Source organism: Pseudomonas sp. M2(2023) (genome assembly GCF_030263955.1).
Classification (GTDB): Bacteria; Pseudomonadota; Gammaproteobacteria; order Pseudomonadales; family Pseudomonadaceae; genus Aquipseudomonas; species Aquipseudomonas asiatica.
Genome location: NZ_CP127114.1, coordinates 86,252 through 104,275, shown reverse-complemented (window position 1 = coordinate 104,275; position 18,024 = coordinate 86,252). Strand labels below are relative to the sequence as shown.

Here is an 18,024-nt window from a genome sequence, read left to right as displayed (position 1 = left end):
GCCGCCCGTTTCACGGGCGGCACGCTTGCAATCAGGATCAGCTGTCGAGGGCCTTGTACTTCTCGCGCAGGTGGTTACGGATCCACACGGCCGAGAGGTTGAGGGCCGCGATCACCAGCACCAGCAGCAACGCCGTGGCGTATACCAGCGGCCGCGCGGCTTCTACGTTGGGGCTCTGGAAGCCGACGTCATAGATATGGAAGCCCAGGTGCATGATCTTCTGGTCCAGGTGCAGGTACGGGTAGTTCCCGTCCACCGGCAGGGATGGAGCCAGCTTTACCACACCCACCAGCATCAGCGGCGCCACTTCACCGGCGGCGCGGGCCACGGCGAGGATCATGCCGGTCATCATCGCCGGGCTGGCCATCGGCAGGACGATCTTCCACAGGGTCTCGGCCTTGGTAGCGCCCAGGGCCAGCGAGCCTTCGCGCACGGTGCGCGGGATACGCGCCAGGCCTTCCTCGGTGGCCACGATCACCACCGGCACGGCCAGCAGCGCCAGGGTCAGCGATGCCCACAACAGGCCTGGGGTACCCAGGGTTGGCGCCGGCAGTGCTTCGGGGAAGAAAAGGCGGTCGATCGAGCCGCCCAGCACGTAGACGAAGAAGCCCAGGCCGAACACGCCGTAAACGATCGCGGGCACACCAGCCAGGTTGTTCACCGCGATGCGGATCAAGCGGGTCACCGGGCCCTGTCTGGCGTATTCGCGCAGGTACACGGCAGCCAGCACACCGAACGGGGTGACGATCACGGCCATGATCAGGGTCATCATCACGGTACCGAAGATGGCCGGGAAGATACCGCCCTCGGTGTTGGCTTCACGCGGGTCGTCGCTGAGGAACTCCCAGACCTTGGTGAAGTAGGTGCCCAGCTTGGTGAACCCCGACATGGCGTTAGGCTGGATGGCGTGTACCACCTTGCTGAGGTTGATTTCCACTTCACGGCCGTTGCCATCGCGGGCCACCAGGCTGTCGCGAGCGAAGGCCTGGTGCAGGCCAGTCAGGCGGTCTTCGATGGCCTTGTATCGGCTGTTCAGCCCGGCGCGCTCGGCGTCCATGTCAGCCTGGGCGGCGGCGTCCAGCTTGCCGTCCAGCTCCAGCTTGCGCGCCTGCAGACGCAGGCGCTCGAGGCCATGGTTGATGGCACCGATGTCTTTCTTTTCGAGGCTTTGCAGTTCGCTGTTGAGCTGGTTGGCGCGCTTGAGGCGGGCCTGCAGTTCGACCCAGGCCGCAGCACCTTCGGCGACCACGCGGCCTTCTTCCTTGATGCTGACCAGGTAGCCGTAGAAGTTGCCCCACTCGCGGCGCTCCAGGGCGACCAGGTCGGTCGGGTGCCTTTCGTCGACCAGCCAGTCGCCGACCACCCAGGTGAAGTCGCTGCCGTTGAGGTCGCGGTTGCCCACCTTGATCAGCTCACGGGTCATGAACTCCGGGCCTTGGTCAGGCACTGGCAGGCCGGCGCCCTTCAGACGGGCACGGGGTACTTCTTCCTTTTGCACCACTTCGCCAATGACGACATGGTCGGCCTGGCCCGGCACCTTGTAGGTAGCCTGGACAAGATCGGCCGGCCAGAAGTGGCCCAGGCCGCGCACGGCAATCACCGCCAGCAGGCCAACGGTCATGATCACTGCCATGGCCACCGCGCCGCCGCTCATCCAGACGCCTGGGGCGCCGCTCTTGAACCAGCCTTTGAGGGAATCCTTTTTCACGGATCGCTACCTTTCTATCAAAGCGACGAGTATTTCTTGCGCAGACGCTGGCGAATCAGCTCGGCCAAGGTGTTCATGATGAAGGTGAACATCAGCAGCACCAGCGCGGCCAGGAACAGCACGCGGTAGTGGCTGCCGCCGACTTCCGATTCCGGCATTTCCACCGCCACGTTGGCGGCCAGGGTGCGCATGCCCTCGAACAGGTTCAGCTCCATCACCGGGGTGTTGCCGGTGGCCATCAGCACGATCATGGTCTCGCCCACCGCACGGCCCATGCCGATCATCAGCGCCGAGAAGATACCTGGGCTGGCGGTGAGGATGACCACGCGAGTCAGGGTCTGCCATGGCGTCGCTCCCAGGGCCAGGGAGCCCAGGGTCAGGCTGCGCGGCACGCTGAACACGGCGTCTTCGGCGATGGAGTAGATGTTCGGGATGACCGCGAAGCCCATGGCGATACCCACGACCAGGGCATTGCGCTGGTCGTAGGTTATCCCCAGGTCGTTGGTGATCCACAGGCGCATGTCACCGCCAAAGAACCAGTTCTCGAGGTGCGGGCTCATGGTCAGGGCGAACCACCCGGTGAACAGGATGACCGGGATCAGGATCGCCGCTTCCCAGCCATCCGGGATACGCAGGCGAATCGACTCGGGCAGGCGGGTCCAGGCGAAGCCGGCCAGCAGGATACCGAGCGGCATCAGCAGGAACAGGCTGAACACGCCCGGCAGGTGGCCTTCCAGATACGGGGCCAGGAACAGGCCGGCGAAGAAGCCGAGGATCACCGTCGGCATCGCTTCCATCAGTTCGATCACCGGCTTGACCTTGCGGCGCATGCCCGGGGCCATGAAGTAGGCGGTGTAGATGGCCGCGGCGATCGCCAGCGGGGCCGCCAGGATCATGGCGTAGAACGCAGCCTTGAGGGTACCGAAGGTCAGCGGCGACAGGCTCAGTTTGGGCTCGAAGTCGGTGTTCGAAGCGGTCGATTGCCAGACGTATTTCGGCTCGTCGTAGTTCTCGTACCAAACTTTGCCCCACAGCGCGCTGAAGGAAATTTCCGGATGCGGGTTGCGCAGGCTAAGTGGCAGCAGCTTGCCGCCTTCTTCGATGATGATGCGGTTGGCACGTGGCGACAGGGCCAGAATGCCAGGGCCTTCGGCGGCCGGCTCGACCAGCAGGGTACGGTGCGCGGTGCTGTGGAACACGCCCAGCTCGCCTGCGGCGTCGAGGGCGACGAAGCCCTTGCGGCGCTCTTCGGCGTCGATCTGTACGACCGCGGCCTTGCCCATCTGGAAGGTGCGGATCAGCTTGAAGCGCGATTCGCCATCCGGGTCACGGGCCATGAACCACTGGGCCAGGCCGCCCTTGGAATCACCAATGATCAGCGAGATGCCGCCGACCAGCTGGGCGGTGGCGGTAATTTCGGTGTCGGCGCTTTCAGACAGTTTGTAGCGGCCGTTGAGGCTCTTGTCGCGCAGGTTGAACACGTCCGCGGTGGCACGGCCGTTGATCACGTACAGCCACTGCTGACGCGGGTCGATGAAGATGTTCTTCACCGTTTCGGTCATCTGCGGCAGTTCGATGCGGTTCTGCTCGGTCGTGACCTCTTCGGTCATCATGTTTTCGGTGCGGGTCAACTCGACCACCTGCAGGTGCGCGCCGGTGGAACCAGCCAGCAGCAGGGTGTCGCCATTGACGTTTACGCTGACATGATCCAGCGCACGCCCCTGCTCGTCGAGCACGAACGGCTGCTCGCCGTACGGGTAGTCGATGCCGGGGGCGATGGTTTTCTTGTTGTCCGGGTAGGTGATCTTGTAGGTGTGGTGAAACACCAGTGCCTGGCCATTGGACAAGCCCAGCACCACCAGCGGGCTACCCGGCTGGTCGGCACTGATCGAAGTGACCTGGGTGCCTGCCGGCAGTGGCAGGTCGACACGCTTGAGCTCGTTACCGGTCTTGGTATCGAAGAACAGTGCCTGGCCCTTGTCCGAAACACGCATGCCCACCAGGTTCTGCTCTTCAAGCGCGATCATCAGCGGCTTGCCGGCATCCTGTTGCAGCCAGCTCGGCTCCAGGGCTTTCTTGCTGGTCAGCTCGGCGCCCTGGAACAGCGGCAGCACCACATAGGCCAGATAAAAGAAGATCAGGGTGATAGCCGCCAATACGGCAAGCCCGCCCACCAGTACATACCAGCGGGTCAGGCGGTCCTTTAGCGCGCGCATGCGGCGCTTGCGTTGCAACTCCGGCGTATTGAAATCAATCCGCACGGGCTGGGAGTTTTGGGTCATGTTGGAATTGGCCAGATCATTCATGCGCACACCCTAGCGGTCCCGTGTGACAAAAACATTACAAATTGGTGACGCACGAAAGCCCGCCGCACAGGAAACCTGGCTTCGGACTGAAATTTCGTGGAAGAGGCCGGGCATCAGCGCCGGCCTTCCCCTCAGTTACTTACTTCTTTGCGACGTTACCTGCGTGGGACAGGCCCAGGTCAGCCAAGGTCTTGTCGACGACTTTGGCCGGCAGCGGGATGTAGCCATCCTTCACCACGACCTGCTGGCCGGCTTGCGACAGCACCAGCTTGACGAACTCGGCTTCCAGCGGAGCCAGAGGCTTGTTCGGAGCCTTGTTGACGTAGACGTACAGGAAGCGCGACAGCGGGTAGGTGCCGTTCAGAGCGTTGGCTTCGTTGTCTTCAACGAACTCGCCGCCTTCCTTCTTGGCCAGGGCCACAGTCTTGACGCTGGCGGTCTTGTAGCCGATGCCCGAGTAGCCGATGCCGTTCAGCGAGGAGCTGATCGACTGCACGACCGAAGCCGAGCCAGGCTGTTCGTTGACGTTAGGCTTGAAGTCGCCTTTGCACAGGGCTTCTTCCTTGAAGTAGCCGTAGGTGCCCGATACCGAGTTACGGCCGAACAGCTGTACTGGCTTGTTGGCCAGGTCGCCGGTCACGCCCAGGTCACCCCAGGTCTTGACGTCGGCTTTGCCACCGCACAGGCGGGTGGAAGAGAAGATGGCGTCGACCTGGGCCATGGTCAGGCCTTTGATCGGGTTGTCCTTGTGCACGAACACAGCCAGGGCGTCTACGGCGACCGGGATGGCGGTCGGTTTGTAGCCGTACTTCTGCTCGAAGGCCTGCAGCTCGACGTCCTTCATCTTGCGGCTCATCGGGCCGAGGTTGGCGGTGCCTTCGGTCAGCGCGGGTGGCGCGGTGGAGGAGCCGGCAGCCTGGATCTGGATGTTTACGTTCGGATATTCCTTCTTGTAGGCCTCGGCCCACAGAGTCATCAGGTTGGCGAGGGTGTCCGAACCGACGCTGGAGAGGTTGCCCGAAACACCAGTGGTCTTGGTGTAGGTCGGGATCGCAGGATCGACAGCGGCTACCGCGTTGGCGGTTGCAACGCCAGCGGCGGCAAAGGTGAGGGCCGCCATCAAACGCTTCAGTTTCATGCCTTGCTCCTAGCAGGAATATTGGGGTGTTGGATGGAACGGGCCCAAGTATCTGCAGGCCGCATGAATACGATATGACTTGAATATGACAATTGGATGAAAGGCCATCATCAAAAGCAGGTCTGGCCTCTTCGCGGCTAAAGCCGCTCCCACAGGTGCGGCATTGCCTTGAAGCCGGTGCGATTTCTGTAGGAGCGGCTTTAGCCGCGAAGAGGCCAGCAGCCTTAACGCTTGTTGGCCAGGAGGTACAGGCCAACAACCAGACCAACGGCACACAGCCCCGCCACATAGTAGGCCGGCGCCATCGGGCTCACTTTCAACAGCGCAGTCACCACCATCGGCGTCAGCCCGCCAAAGATCGCGTAGGCCACGTTGTACGAGAACGACAGCCCGCTGAAGCGCACCACCGCCGGGAACGCCTTGACCATCACATAAGGCACCGCGCCAATCACGCCCACGCACAGGCCGGTCACTGCATACAGTGGGAACAGCAGTTCGGGCCGGGTCGGCAGGCTGTGGTAGAAGGTCCAGGAGGTCGCCAGCAGCAGCAGGCTGCCGATCACGAACACCCGGCCCGCGCCGAAGCGATCGGCCAGGCTGCCAGCGCCGATGCAGCCGAAGCTGAGCAGCACGATGGCCAGGCTGTTGGCCTTGAGCGAGTCGGTGGGGCTGATGTGGTAGATGCTCTGCAGCAGCGCCGGAGTCATCAGGATGAGCACCACGATGGCGGCTGACAGCATCCAGGTCAGCAGCATCGACAGGATGATCGCGCCGCGATGGTCACGCAGCACCGCGCGCAACGGCAGCTCCTCGGCCAGCGCCTTGCGCTGCTGCATCTCGGCGAACACCGGGGTTTCGTGCAGCCAACGGCGCAGGTACACCGAGAACAGGCCGAATACACCGCCAAGCAGGAACGGGATACGCCAGGCGTAATCGGCCACTTCCTGTGCGCTGTAGACGCTGTTGATCAGGGTCGCCACCAGCGAACCAAGCAGGATGCCCGCGGTCAGGCCTGCGGTGAGGGTGCCGCAGGCGTAGCCGGTGTTGCGCTCTGGCACGTGCTCGGACACGAATACCCAGGCGCCCGGTACCTCGCCACCGATGGCCGCGCCCTGGATCACGCGCATCAGCAGCAACAGGATCGGCGCCCACATGCCGATCTGTGCATAGGTCGGCAGCAGGCCCATGATCAGCGTTGGCAGGGCCATCATGAAGATGCTCAGGGTGAACATCTTCTTGCGCCCGAGCAGGTCACCGAAGTGGGCCATGATGATGCCGCCCAGCGGCCGCGCCAGGTAGCCGGCGGCGAAAATGCCAAAGGTTTGCATCAGGCGCAGCCATTCGGGCATGTCAGCCGGGAAAAACAGCTTGCCGACCACTGTGGCGAAGAACACGAAAATGATGAAGTCGTAGAACTCCAGCGCGCCGCCCAGGGCGGACAGTGAGAGGGTCTTGTAGTCACTGCGGGTCAGCGGCCGCGAAGGCTGCTCGATACTGCTCGGCACGGAGGTCATCGCTCATTGTTCTCTTTGTGGGCATGCAGGCCGCTTGGCATGCGGCTTCTGGATTGGGAGACAGGCGAAGATAGCAAATTGCTGAGCTGCGCCGAAAGCGATACAAAATCCCTACACATATTCATGAATGCGCGGTCGTCGCTGGCCGTTATGCTCTATATACTGGCACTTCGTAGGAAAAGGTTGCTCCTAACGTGGGATGTTGTGCGAAAACGCCGGTCATTACTGTCAGGCGGTTTCGCAGAGTTTCCCTACGGCCGCCCAGTGAAACGAAATCGGCGTAGTATGTTTCAAGCTGAATCGTTTACCCGGCCTTTGCGCCACACCAACGAAAAGCGTCACGGGTCAGAGGCCCCATCGCATGATTGAGCTCGAACAAGAAGATCCAATCCCGCAAGGCGACCTGGCCTTGCAGATCACCGCACTCCCGCGCGAAACCAACGGGTTTGGCGACATCTTCGGCGGCTGGCTTGTCGCCCAGATGGACCTGGCCGGCACCGCCATGGCCAGTCGTGTCGCCGGCGGCCGCGTGGCCACCGTGGCCATCGACCGCATGGCCTTTCTGGTCCCGGTCGCCGTCGGCGCGCAGCTATCGTTCTATACCCAAACCCTGGAAATCGGCCGCAGCTCGATCCAGATGATGGTCGAAGTGTGGAGCGACGACCCGCTGTCCAGCGAATGGCGCAAGGTCACCGAAGCAGTCTTCGTCTTCGTCGCTATCGACGGCAGTGGCCGCACCCGCTCCGTACCTCGTCGCTGAGCCACGCCGGCGGTAAACTCATTGCATGTGCCCGGGTCCAAGGCCCACTGGCAATCAATGAGATGAATGCAATGGCTACCTTCCAGGTCGTAACCGAGCAACATGGCGAACTCAACTGCTGGCGTATCAGCAGTGACCACGCCGAACTACTGATCGCCCAGCAGGGCGCGCAGATCCTCAGCTACCAGCGCGTTGGCCAGCCACCGCTGCTGTGGCTGAGCGACCAGGCCATCTTCCGTAAGGGCAAGTCGGTACGCGCCGGTGTGCCGGTGTGCTGGCCGTGGTTCGGCAACCTGCAGCGCAACCCCCAGGCCGTGCAGGCCATGTACCACGGCGAACAGGCACCCGCCCACGGCCTGGCGCGCGCGCGCGACTGGCAATTGCTGGGTATCGAGGAGGCGGGCGAAGGCCTGCGCATCGAATTCGAACTGCCGGAAGCGCAGGGTGACCTGCCTGGCTGGCCTCATGACGTCGAGCTGAAGCTGGTAGTGGAGCTGGGCGAGGACCTGCGGCTGAACCTGACCAGCCGGAACATGGGAAATACCCCCGTCACCATCAGCCAGGCACTGCACAGCTACTTTGCCGTCAGTGATGTGCGCCAAGCGCGGGTCGAAGGGGTGGAAGGGCTGAGCTATATCGAGACCCTGGCTGACTGGGAGCAGCGCCAGCAGAAGGGGCCACTAGGGTTTGCCGGGGAGACTGACCGGATCTACCTGGCGACCCCGCAAACTCTTAGCATCGTCGACCCGCATTGGGAGCGGCGCATTACCTTGACCAGCAGTGGGTCGCGCTCGGCGGTGATCTGGAACCCTTGGACTGAACGGGCCAGGGAACTGCCAGACATGGCCGACGATGGGTGGCAGCGGATGCTGTGCATCGAGACGGCGAATGTGTGGGATGACTTGGTGGAATTGAAGCCTGGGGGCAGCAGCTCGCTGGTGGTCAGGATTGGCTGTGAAATGATCTGAGTCTTGCAGTGCCTATGCGGGCCTCTTCGCGGGCTTGCCCGCTCCCACAGGTACTCCACAAGCCTTGAAAATTGTGGAGTACCTGTGGGAGCGGGCAAGCCCGCGAAGAGGCCAGTGCAGGCGATCAGAGGTCTGCGTCCTCCACCACCCTCACCTTCCCGGCATCCAGCGCATAGGCCGCATCGGCCAGGTCATTGCTGACCTTCTCCACCTTCAGCTTGCCGCTGACCCACAGCGGTGTGTAGATATCATCGATCTTCAGACCCTTCGGATAGCGCACCAGCACCAGCTGGTTCGGCGGTGGCGGCGGCACATGGATGCACGCGCCCGGGTACGGCACCAGGAAGAACAGCGTGCTGTTGCCCTTGGCATCACTCTCCAGCGGCACCGGGTAGCCCCCAAGGCGAATATCCTTGCCATTCATGGCCGCCACCGTCTTGGTCGAGTACATCACCGCCGGCAGGCCTTTGCTCTGCTTCAGGCCGCCCTTGTCGGTAAAGGTACCCATGGCTTCCGGCGAATTGTGGTCGATTTCGGGCATTTGCTCGAGCGCCTGCTGATCAGACTCGGGCATCAGCTCCAGCCAGTCGGTTTCAGGCAGTTCGGCATGGGCCAGGGCGCTGGCCAGCAACAGTGGGGCGAGGAAAAAGGCACGCATGAAAATGCTCGGCAACTCCAATGAATTGCCGGGCATTCTAACCACTAATCAGCGCTTCTTGATGAATCCGTAAATCAGCAGAAGGATCACGGCACCGACCAGCGCGCCAAGGAATCCCGCAGCCTGCCCGGCCTGATAGATGCCCAGTGCCTGGCCGCCGTAGGTGGCCAGCAGGGAGCCGGCAATCCCCAGCAAGATGGTCATGATCCAGCCCATGCTGTCGTCGCCCGGCTTGATGAAGCGGGCCAGCAGGCCAACGATGAGGCCGATGAAGATGGTTCCAATGATACCCATGGCAATCCCTCTGCAGTGAAGATGGAACAAGCCAAAGCCTAGACAGCGCTTTGGCTCGTTGCCATTTCAGAGGGCAAGCCGCTGGTAGAAGTTCGATCAGTTGCCGATCAGGGCTTCTACTTCGGCAATCTTGCGCTCGAGGGTGGCCATGTCGTGGCAGCGCAGGGTGGCGTGGCCAACCTTGCGACCGGCCTTGAACGCCTTGCCATAGTGATGCAGGTGGCAGTCACCGATGGCAACTACCTTTTCCACCGCCGGCACTTCACCGATGAAGTTGAGCATCGCGCTCTCGCCGACCTTGGCGGTCGAGCCCAGCGGCAGGCCGGCGACGGCGCGCAGGTGGTTCTCGAACTGGCTGCATTCGGCGCCTTCGATGGTCCAGTGCCCTGAGTTGTGCACGCGCGGGGCAATTTCGTTGGCCTTAAGGCCACCGTCCACTTCGAAGAACTCGAAGGCCATGACGCCTACGTAATCCAGCTTTTGCAGCACACGGCCGACGTAGTCTTCGGCCAGGGCCTGCAGCGGATGCGCCTGGCTGGCGACCGACAGGCGCAGGATGCCGCTTTCGTGGGTGTTGTGCACCAGCGGGTAGAAGCGGGTTTCACCATCACGGGCACGCACGGCTACCAGCGACACTTCGCCGGTGAACGGCACAAAGCCTTCCAGCAGGCAAGGTACGCTGCCCAGCTCGGCAAAGGTACCGACCACGTCCTCAGGCGTGCGCAGCACCTTCTGACCCTTGCCGTCGTAACCCAGGGTGCGGGTTTTCAGCACGGCCGGCAGGCCGATGCTGGCCACCGCGGCGTCCAGGTCGGCCTGCGAGAGGATGTCGGCGAAGGCCGGGGTAGGGATACCCAGGTCACGGAACATGCTCTTTTCGAACAGGCGGTCACGGGCGATGCGCAGCGCTTCGGCGCTGGGGTACACCGGCACGAACTGCGAGAGGAAGGCCACGGTCTCGGCCGGGACGCTTTCGAACTCGAAGGTGACCAGGTCGACTTCGTCGGCCAGCTGGCGCAGGTGGTCCTGGTCGCCGTAGTCGGCACGCAGGTGCTCGCCCAGCGGCGCAGCGCAGGCGTCCGGCGCCGGGTCGAGGAAGGCGAAGTTCATGCCCAGCGGGGTACCCGCCAGGGCCAGCATGCGGCCCAGCTGGCCGCCACCGATTACACCGATCTTCATGGGTTGAGCCTCAAGCCTGGCGCGGGTCTGGGTTGTCCAGCACGGTGTCGGTCTGTTCCGTGCGGAACTGCTTGAGCGCCGCGTGGTACTGCGGGTACTTGGCGCCGAGGATGCTGGCCGACAGCAGCGCCGCGTTGACCGCACCGGCACGACCGATGGCCAGGGTGGCAACCGGCACGCCGGCTGGCATCTGCACGATCGACAGCAGCGAATCGACACCCGACAGCATCGACGATTGCACGGGCACACCCAGCACCGGCAGGTGGGTCTTGGCGGCGCACATGCCTGGCAGGTGGGCAGCGCCACCGGCACCGGCGATGATCACCTCGATGCCACGACCCTCAGCCTCCTCGGCATACTGGAACAGCAGATCCGGGGTACGGTGGGCGGAAACCACCTTCACCTCGTAGGGAATGCCGAGTTTTTCCAGCATATCGGCGGTGTGGCTAAGGGTGGACCAATCGGACTTGGAGCCCATGATCACGCCAACCAGTGCACTCATCGTCGAGCCTCTCCTGCAAGCGCCTTCTGGCGCGCTAAAAGCAACAAGCCACGCAGGTGGGCCGGCGTGGCTTGTCATACGGATTCTAAATCGACCAGGTCGGCCGAAGGCGCGGGATTGTAGCGTATTTCAAGGCCCTGCGCCCACCCCCGCAAGCACATGTCTGATCAAAGGGCAAGCTGTCTCGCAGGACAACTTTTTCCTGCCGCCTCTGGGTTGACGAATACCAGACGCTTGTATCCCCGATCTCGAAAATTCAGGTACGTACATATGAGTGTTTCACGCCTCTTCGCGCTTTCGTGTGGCCTGGTACTCAGCTTGCAACTGCCAGCTGCTTCTGCTGCCCGCTCGCTTACCGTCACCGTCTATGTTCACGACGACCTTGCCGACATGAGCGATGAGCAATTGAACAAGGACTTCTTTCAGCATTGGCTGGACGAGATGCGCAGTTTCAGCCAACAGTCCATCGAGATCATATTTCAACGCGAGGTAGAACACATTACCGATATTGCTTATGCAGGAATGCCGTCCGCTCAACTACTCGAGGCCTTCGCCCGGCAACTGCATGAACAACAGCGCCACCCATCCTTTTCCTTTATGGATAAACAGCTGCTGCTGACGCGCAACAGCTATGATCACAGCGGCCTGAACTACAACGCAGGCCTTGCCTATCAGAAGCAAAACACGGCTATTGCGTCGGCAGGTGCATACGGTGCTCCAGCCCATGAAATCGGTCATTTGCTAGGCGCCACGCACGAAGATGCGGAGCTGAAATTCAATGGCTGGGTGTGTGAAACGTACACCCACCCCCGTGTACCGGCCCGATCCAATTGCTACCGCTATAGCGACAAGAATCGCGCGAATATCGCGGACTACTTGAAATACAACTCAAACTGAAGCCTCACCTTGTGCGCCTGACGACTCAAGCTTGCGCCACAACAAGCGGACGTTGGCCTTGCGCACCAGTGCGCAGCGGTACAGACGAATTTCCAGTGGCACATGCCACTGGCTGCCGCCGCAGATAGCCAGTTCGCCACGCTCCAGTTCGCCACGCATCGACAGGCGCGGCACCCAGGCGATGCCCATGCCCTCCAACGCCATGCTCTTGAGGCTGTCGGCCATGGCGGTTTCGTAGACGGTGGTATAGCGCAGGTTTCGCTGGCGCAGCAGCAAATTGACCGACCGACCGAGGAAAGCGCCGGCGGTATACGCCAGCAGCGGCACACTGCCCTCGCCTTCCAGGTCGAACAACGGCTTGCCGTCGGCATCCACGGCGCACACCGGCAACATTTCAGTGGTGCCCATGTGCAGCGACGGGAAGATTTCGGCATCCATCTGCAAGGCGGCATCCGGGTCATAGAAGGCCAGCATCAGGTCGCAACCACCTTCACGCAATGCATGTACGGCATCTCCGACGTTGGTCGCAACCAGGCGGGTGGCGATGTTCAAACCATCGTTGCGCAACTGGGCCACCCAACGCGGGAAAAAGCCCGACGCCAGCGAGTGTGCAGCGGCCACCTGTACCACTTCACCCTGCCCGCCCTCCAGGTGATGCAAATGGCGGAGAATTTCGCTCAATTGGTCGACAACAGTACGCGCGGTGACGAGAAACAGCTGCCCGGCCTCGGTCAGTTCGATCGGCGTGCGGGAACGATTCACCAATTGCAGGCCCAAAGCTGCTTCCAGACTGCGTATACGCCGGCTGAAGGCAGGTTGGGTAACGAAACGCCGCTCTGCCGCCTGGGAAAAACTGCGGGTCGCAGCCAGCGCGCTGAAGTCTTCCAGCCATTTGCTTTCAAGGTTCACGAAGCACATCTCCTGGCGTGCACCAAAATGGAACACGCTCGAATATCAATTGGCGTCACATGAAACACTATGCCGTTTGTGCATAGGTTAGCGTGCAACAGCATTGGCCGCAAAATCACCTTCAGGCCTAGGATTGGCGCCATTCCGGCATGTGCCGGGTCAAAATCGAGATGATATACATCATGTCCTCCGCTGCATCGTTCCGCGTCGAAAAAGATTTGTTGGGTACCCTTGAAGTTCCTGCAGATGCCTACTACGGCATCCAGACCCTGCGCGCTGCCAACAACTTCCACCTCTCCGGTGTTCCGCTGTCGCACTACCCGAAGCTGGTCGTGGCCCTGGCCATGGTCAAGCAGGCTGCTGCTGACGCCAACCGTGAGCTGGGCCACCTGAGCGATGCCAAGCACGCTGCCATCACCGCAGCCTGCGCCCGCCTGATCAAAGGCGATTACCACGACCAGTTCGTGGTGGACATGATCCAGGGCGGTGCTGGTACTTCTACCAACATGAACGCCAACGAAGTGATCGCCAACGTTGCGCTGGAGGCCATGGGCCACCAGAAGGGTGAGTACCAGTACCTGCACCCGAACAACGACGTGAACATGGCGCAGTCGACCAACGACGCCTACCCGACGGCTATCCGCCTGGGCCTGCTGCTGGGCCACGACGCGCTGCTGGCCAGCCTCGACAGCCTGATCCAGGCCTTCGCTGCCAAGGGTAAAGAGTTCGACCACGTACTGAAGATGGGCCGTACCCAGCTGCAGGACGCGGTACCGATGACCCTGGGCCAGGAATTCCGTGCCTTCGCCACCACCATGACCGAGGACCTGCAGCGCCTGCGCTCGCTGGCCCCGGAACTGCTGACCGAAATCAACCTGGGCGGTACCGCCATCGGTACCGGCATCAACGCCGACCCTGGCTACCAGGCCCTGGCCGTACAGCGCCTGGCTGCCATCAGCGGCCAACCGCTGGTACCGGCTGCCGACCTGATCGAAGCCACCTCCGACATGGGCGCCTTCGTACTGTTCTCCGGCATGCTCAAGCGTACTGCAGTCAAGCTGTCGAAGATTTGCAACGACCTGCGCCTGCTGTCCAGCGGCCCACGCACCGGCATCAACGAGATCAACCTGCCAGCGCGTCAGCCAGGCAGCTCGATCATGCCAGGCAAGGTCAACCCGGTTATCCCGGAAGCCGTCAACCAGGTGGCCTTCGCCATCATGGGCAACGACCTGGCCCTGACCGTCGCCGCCGAAGGTGGCCAGCTGCAGCTGAACGTGATGGAGCCGCTGATCGCCTACAAGATCTTCGACTCGATCCGCCTGCTGCAACGTGCCATGGACATGCTGCGCGAGCACTGCATCGTCGGCATCACCGCCAACGAACAGCGCTGCCGTGAACTGGTCGAGCACTCGATCGGCCTGGTCACCGCCCTGAACCCGTACATCGGCTACGAAAACGCCACCCGTATCGCCCGCGTTGCCCTGGAAACCGGCCGCGGCGTACTGGAACTGGTGCGCGAAGAGAAGCTGCTGGACGACGCGATGCTCGACGACATCCTGCGTCCGGAAAACATGATCGCTCCCCGTCTGGTTCCGCTGAAGGCGTAACCAGGCTGCTGTAAACAGTCTCACCAGGTCGAGGGACTAGACACCTCTCAACCTTTCAAAGGCCCGAGCCTATGCTTCGGGCCTTTTTTTTGCCTGAAGGATTTTGGGGCTGCTTTTCGGCCCCCCGAACATCGGCACACAACTTGCTCCATAATGCGTCCCAGGCCAACGGGATTACCCAGCATGCTGCACAGCCACCTGACCACCCTCAACGCGGTTTCGCTGATCCTCAACGTCTTCCAGGCAGACGGTTGCGAGGCGTCGGCGCTGCTGGCCGGCAGCGGCATCGGCCCGGCAGACCTGGGCCATGCCGATGCGCGTATCACCACCCAGCAGGAACTGCAGGTGTGCGCCAACGCCGTTGCCCGACGCGAAGATATAGGCCTGGAGCTGGGCCAGCGCATGCATGTGTCGTGCTACGGCATGCTTGGTTACGCCCTGCTCTCCAGTGCCACTTTGGGTGACGCCTTGCGCTTGGCACTGCAGTATCCGGCACTGCTGGGAACAATCTTCAAGCTGCGTTTGCTCGATGACGGTCAGCGTGTCTGGTTCAGCGCCAGCGATTACCACGACAGCCCGGCGCTGACCGCCTTCAATGCAGAGTTCTGCCTGGTGTCGCTGAAGGTCATCTGCGACGACCTGCTCGGCCGCCCGCTGCCCCTGCTGGGTGCTCGTTTTGAACACCCACGGCCCGGTTACCATGCTCTCTATACCGGGGCATTCCAGTGCCCGGTCGGTTTCGACGCCGAGGACAATGCCTTTGCCTTCGAACGGCGCTGGCTGGACACGCCACTGCCGCTGGCCGACCCGATTACCCACAAGGCAATGAGCGAACGCTGCCGGCGCCTGAACCTGGAATTCACCGGCCGCCAGGCCTGGCTGGGGCGGATTCGCCAACTGCTGGCGCAGCAACTGGATGCAGCGCCCGGGCTGGAAGGGCTGGCACGGCAGATGAACTGCTCATCGCGCACCCTGCGCCGGCATTTGCAGGCGTTGGGCAGCAGTTATCAACAGCTGCTGGATGAACTGAGGTTCGAGCGGGCCAAACAGTTGCTGGCTGATGCGCAGATGCCGATCTACCGGATTGCCGAGTCCCTGGGGTTCAGCGAGACCGCCAGTTTTCGGCATGCCTTCCAGCGCTGGAGTGGTGTAGCGCCAAGCCATTTTCGCGGTTGAACTGTACCGGCCCTTTCGCGGGTGAACCCGCTCCCACAGGGATTGCACCCACTCAGGTGCAACACTGTACCTGTGGGAGCGGGTTCACCCGCGAAAGGGCCAGTACAGGCCACCAACAAATTCTGCCAATGAAGCTTGGCCACATCGATCCCCTTTTGGCCGTATGCGTCGTTCTCCCCCACTGGCTCGCCCATGAAAATGGGCCCACGCCAGTATCCAATGGAGAACAACAATGCTGACGATCTATTCCGATGACCACCGCCTGCACCATGGCCGCTGCGAGCTGATCGACGGCAAGCTGATGCCCTGTTTCGAAATGCCGTCACGCGCCGACCATGTGCTCGACCAGGTGAAAAAGCGCAACCTTGGCGACATCCAGGGCCCCACCGACTATGGCCGTGCACCGTTGCTGCGCATCCACAGTGCCGACTACCTGGATTTCTTCGAAGGTGCCTGGGCGCGCTGGGCCGCACTGGGCCAGGAAGGCGACCTGCTGCCATTCACCTGGCCCGCACGCTCCCTGCGCCAGATAAAACCCACCGGCCTGCACGGTGAGCTGGGCTACTACAGCTTCGACGCCGGCGCACCGATCACCGCCGGGACCTGGCAGGCTGCCTACAGCGCCGCCCAGGTCGCCCTCACCGCCCAGGCGGCGATCCAGCAAGGCGCCCATTCCGCCTTCGCCCTGTGCCGCCCGCCAGGGCACCATGCGGCTGGCGAAGTCATGGGCGGCTATTGCTACCTGAACAACGCCGCCATCGCCGCCCAGGCCTTCCTTGACCAGGGCCGGCGCAAGGTCGCAATTCTCGATGTCGACTATCACCACGGCAACGGCACCCAAGACATCTTCTACAGCCGCAACGATGTGTTCTTCGCCTCGATCCATGGCGACCCGCGCGACGAGTTCCCGTTCTTCCTCGGCTATGCCGATGAAACCGGCGAGGGTGCCGGCGAAGGCTGCAACATCAACTACCCACTGCCGGCTGGCAGCGACTGGGCCGCCTGGAACGCCGCCCTGGAGGACGCCTGCCAGCGCATCGCCGCCTATGACGCTGAAGTGCTGGTGATCTCGCTGGGTGTGGATACCTTCAAAGACGACCCGATCTCGCAGTTCAAGCTGGACAGCCCGGACTACCTGGAAATGGGCAAGCGCATCGCCCAGCTCGGCAAGCCGACCCTTTTCGTGATGGAAGGCGGCTACGCTGTGGAAGAAATCGGTATCAACGCGGTCAATGTGCTGGAAGGCTTCCAGCAGGCCCAGCCAGGAGCCCGATAATGGTTCGACTCAAGCGTCTGCTCGCCCCGTTCATCGCCGCTACCCTGTTCACTGGTGCCCTGCAGGCCCAGGCCGAACAGCGCACCCTGCGGGTGTTCAACTGGTTCGACTACATCACTCCGCAAACTCTCACCGAGTTCCAGAAAGACAGCGGAGTGAAGCTGGTCTACGACATCTTCGACACCAACGAGGCGCTGGAAGCGAAACTGCTGACCGGCAACTCCGGATATGACGTGGTAGTGCCATCCAACGTGTTCCTCGCCAAGCAGATCGAAGCGGGTGTGTTCCAGCCGCTGGACCGCAGCAAGCTGCCGAACTGGCAGCACCTGGACCCGGCGCTGATGAAGCTGATCGAAGCCAACGACCCCGGCAACAAATTTGCCGTACCCTACATGTACGGCACAGTGTTGATCGGCTTCAACCCGGCCAAGGTCAAGGCTGCGCTCGGCGACAACGCCCCGGTGGACAGTTGGGACCTGATCTTCAAGGAAGAGAACATCGCTAAGCTCAAGCAATGCGGCGTGGCCCTGCTCGACTCGCCGTCGGAGATCATGCCGCTGGCCCTGCAGTACCTGGGCCTGCCACCGAACAGCGACAAACCGGCTGATTACAAGAAAGCCGAAGCGCTGATGCTGAAGATTCGCCCGCACATCACCTACTTCCATTCCTCGAAGTACATGGCTGACATCGCCAACGGCGATATCTGCGTTGCAGTGGGCTACAGCGGTAGCTTCTCTCAGGCAGCCAACCGCGCCCGCGAGGCGAAGAATGGCGTGGTGGTGGACATGCGCCTGCCCAAGGAAGGTGCACCGATCTGGTTCGACATGCTGGCGATTCCGAAGAATGCGACCAACCCGGAAGATGCCCACGCGTTCATCAACTACTTACTGCGGCCTGAGGTGATTGCGCCTATCAGCGACTTTGTCGGGTACCCGAACCCGAACAAGGATGCGACCGACAAGGTCGACCCGGCGATTCGCAACAACCCCAACCTGTATCCGACAGCGGAGGCGATGGCCAAGCTGTATACCCTCAAGCCCTTGGCGCGGGATGTCGAGCGAGCTCGGACCAGGGCCTGGACACGGATCAAGTCTGGTACCTGATTTAGAGCCGGGGCCGCTAGGCGGCCCCA

16 protein-coding genes are annotated in these 18,024 nt (G+C 62.1%); 7 read left to right on the top strand and 9 right to left on the bottom strand.

The features are described 5' to 3' along the window. Positions 1-37 precede the first annotated feature (37 nt). The 4 genes from pstA to QN085_RS00460 form a co-directional block, all read right to left on the bottom strand. The gene (pstA, locus tag QN085_RS00475) at positions 38-1,654 is read right to left on the bottom strand and encodes a phosphate ABC transporter permease PstA (protein ID WP_169774682.1); all 1,617 of its coding nucleotides are present in this window, start codon (positions 1,652-1,654) and stop codon (positions 38-40) included. 71 nt (positions 1,655-1,725) lie between these two features. Then, positions 1,726-4,014, bottom strand: coding sequence for an ABC transporter permease family protein (locus tag QN085_RS00470; RefSeq protein ID WP_023660638.1), 2,289 nt, complete (start codon positions 4,012-4,014; stop codon positions 1,726-1,728). A 139-nt stretch (positions 4,015-4,153) separates the two neighbouring features. Beyond that, positions 4,154-5,152 (bottom strand): phosphate ABC transporter substrate-binding protein PstS, encoded by a 999-nt coding sequence (locus QN085_RS00465; protein ID WP_013974822.1) that lies wholly within the window; start codon positions 5,150-5,152, stop codon positions 4,154-4,156. A gap of 224 nt (positions 5,153-5,376) precedes the next feature. Then, complete coding sequence (locus tag QN085_RS00460; RefSeq protein ID WP_003258167.1) at positions 5,377-6,666, bottom strand: MFS transporter; 1,290 nt, start codon at positions 6,664-6,666, stop codon at positions 5,377-5,379. Positions 6,667-7,027: 361 nt separating this feature from the next. Here QN085_RS00460 and QN085_RS00455 point away from each other — a divergent pair, with 361 nt between their 5' ends. Further along, positions 7,028-7,426 carry an acyl-CoA thioesterase gene (locus QN085_RS00455; protein WP_003253317.1) on the top strand — a complete coding sequence of 133 codons (399 nt, stop codon included), beginning with the start codon at positions 7,028-7,030 and terminating at the stop codon, positions 7,424-7,426. Between the two features lie 71 nt (positions 7,427-7,497). Beyond that, positions 7,498-8,394, top strand: a complete 897-nt coding sequence (locus QN085_RS00450) for a D-hexose-6-phosphate mutarotase (protein ID WP_031324246.1) — start codon at positions 7,498-7,500, stop codon at positions 8,392-8,394. A gap of 124 nt (positions 8,395-8,518) precedes the next feature. Here QN085_RS00450 and QN085_RS00445 read toward each other — a convergent pair whose 3' ends face one another. From QN085_RS00445 to purE, 4 genes are all read right to left on the bottom strand, one after another. Beyond that, positions 8,519-9,052, bottom strand: coding sequence for a DUF3299 domain-containing protein (locus tag QN085_RS00445; protein ID WP_371033897.1), 534 nt, complete (start codon positions 9,050-9,052; stop codon positions 8,519-8,521). Positions 9,053-9,100: 48 nt separating this feature from the next. After that, a complete protein-coding gene (locus QN085_RS00440; RefSeq protein ID WP_013974826.1) occupies positions 9,101-9,346 on the bottom strand; it encodes a GlsB/YeaQ/YmgE family stress response membrane protein in 246 nt (81 codons plus the stop codon). 96 nt (positions 9,347-9,442) lie between these two features. Then, positions 9,443-10,525 (bottom strand): 5-(carboxyamino)imidazole ribonucleotide synthase, encoded by a 1,083-nt coding sequence (locus tag QN085_RS00435; RefSeq protein ID WP_013974827.1) that lies wholly within the window; start codon positions 10,523-10,525, stop codon positions 9,443-9,445. 10 nt (positions 10,526-10,535) lie between these two features. After that, entirely contained in the window at positions 10,536-11,027 is a 492-nt protein-coding gene (gene purE / locus QN085_RS00430) for a 5-(carboxyamino)imidazole ribonucleotide mutase (RefSeq protein WP_003253304.1), read from the bottom strand. Between the two features lie 270 nt (positions 11,028-11,297). On the opposite strand from purE, the gene QN085_RS00425 reads away from it, so the two are divergent. Beyond that, entirely contained in the window at positions 11,298-11,924 is a 627-nt protein-coding gene (locus QN085_RS00425) for a zinc metalloprotease (protein ID WP_023660640.1), read from the top strand. On the opposite strand, the gene QN085_RS00420 is transcribed toward QN085_RS00425, so the two are convergent. Further along, a complete protein-coding gene (locus QN085_RS00420) occupies positions 11,916-12,833 on the bottom strand; it encodes a LysR substrate-binding domain-containing protein (protein ID WP_013974829.1) in 918 nt (305 codons plus the stop codon). The genes QN085_RS00425 and QN085_RS00420 overlap by 9 nt on opposite strands. 182 nt (positions 12,834-13,015) lie before the next feature. Here QN085_RS00420 and aspA point away from each other — a divergent pair, with 182 nt between their 5' ends. The 4 genes from aspA (at position 13,016) to QN085_RS00400 (ending at position 17,995) form a co-directional block, all read left to right on the top strand. Continuing rightward, complete coding sequence (aspA, locus tag QN085_RS00415; protein ID WP_003260072.1) at positions 13,016-14,440, top strand: aspartate ammonia-lyase; 1,425 nt, start codon at positions 13,016-13,018, stop codon at positions 14,438-14,440. Between the two features lie 183 nt (positions 14,441-14,623). Further along, positions 14,624-15,616 carry an AraC family transcriptional regulator gene (locus tag QN085_RS00410; protein ID WP_013974830.1) on the top strand — a complete coding sequence of 331 codons (993 nt, stop codon included), beginning with the start codon at positions 14,624-14,626 and terminating at the stop codon, positions 15,614-15,616. A 232-nt stretch (positions 15,617-15,848) separates the two neighbouring features. Further along, complete coding sequence (locus QN085_RS00405; protein WP_013974831.1) at positions 15,849-16,892, top strand: histone deacetylase family protein; 1,044 nt, start codon at positions 15,849-15,851, stop codon at positions 16,890-16,892. Next, positions 16,892-17,995, top strand: coding sequence for a polyamine ABC transporter substrate-binding protein (locus QN085_RS00400; protein ID WP_013974832.1), 1,104 nt, complete (start codon positions 16,892-16,894; stop codon positions 17,993-17,995). The genes QN085_RS00405 and QN085_RS00400 overlap by 1 nt, the downstream gene beginning before the upstream one ends. Positions 17,996-18,024: the final 29 nt, after the last annotated feature.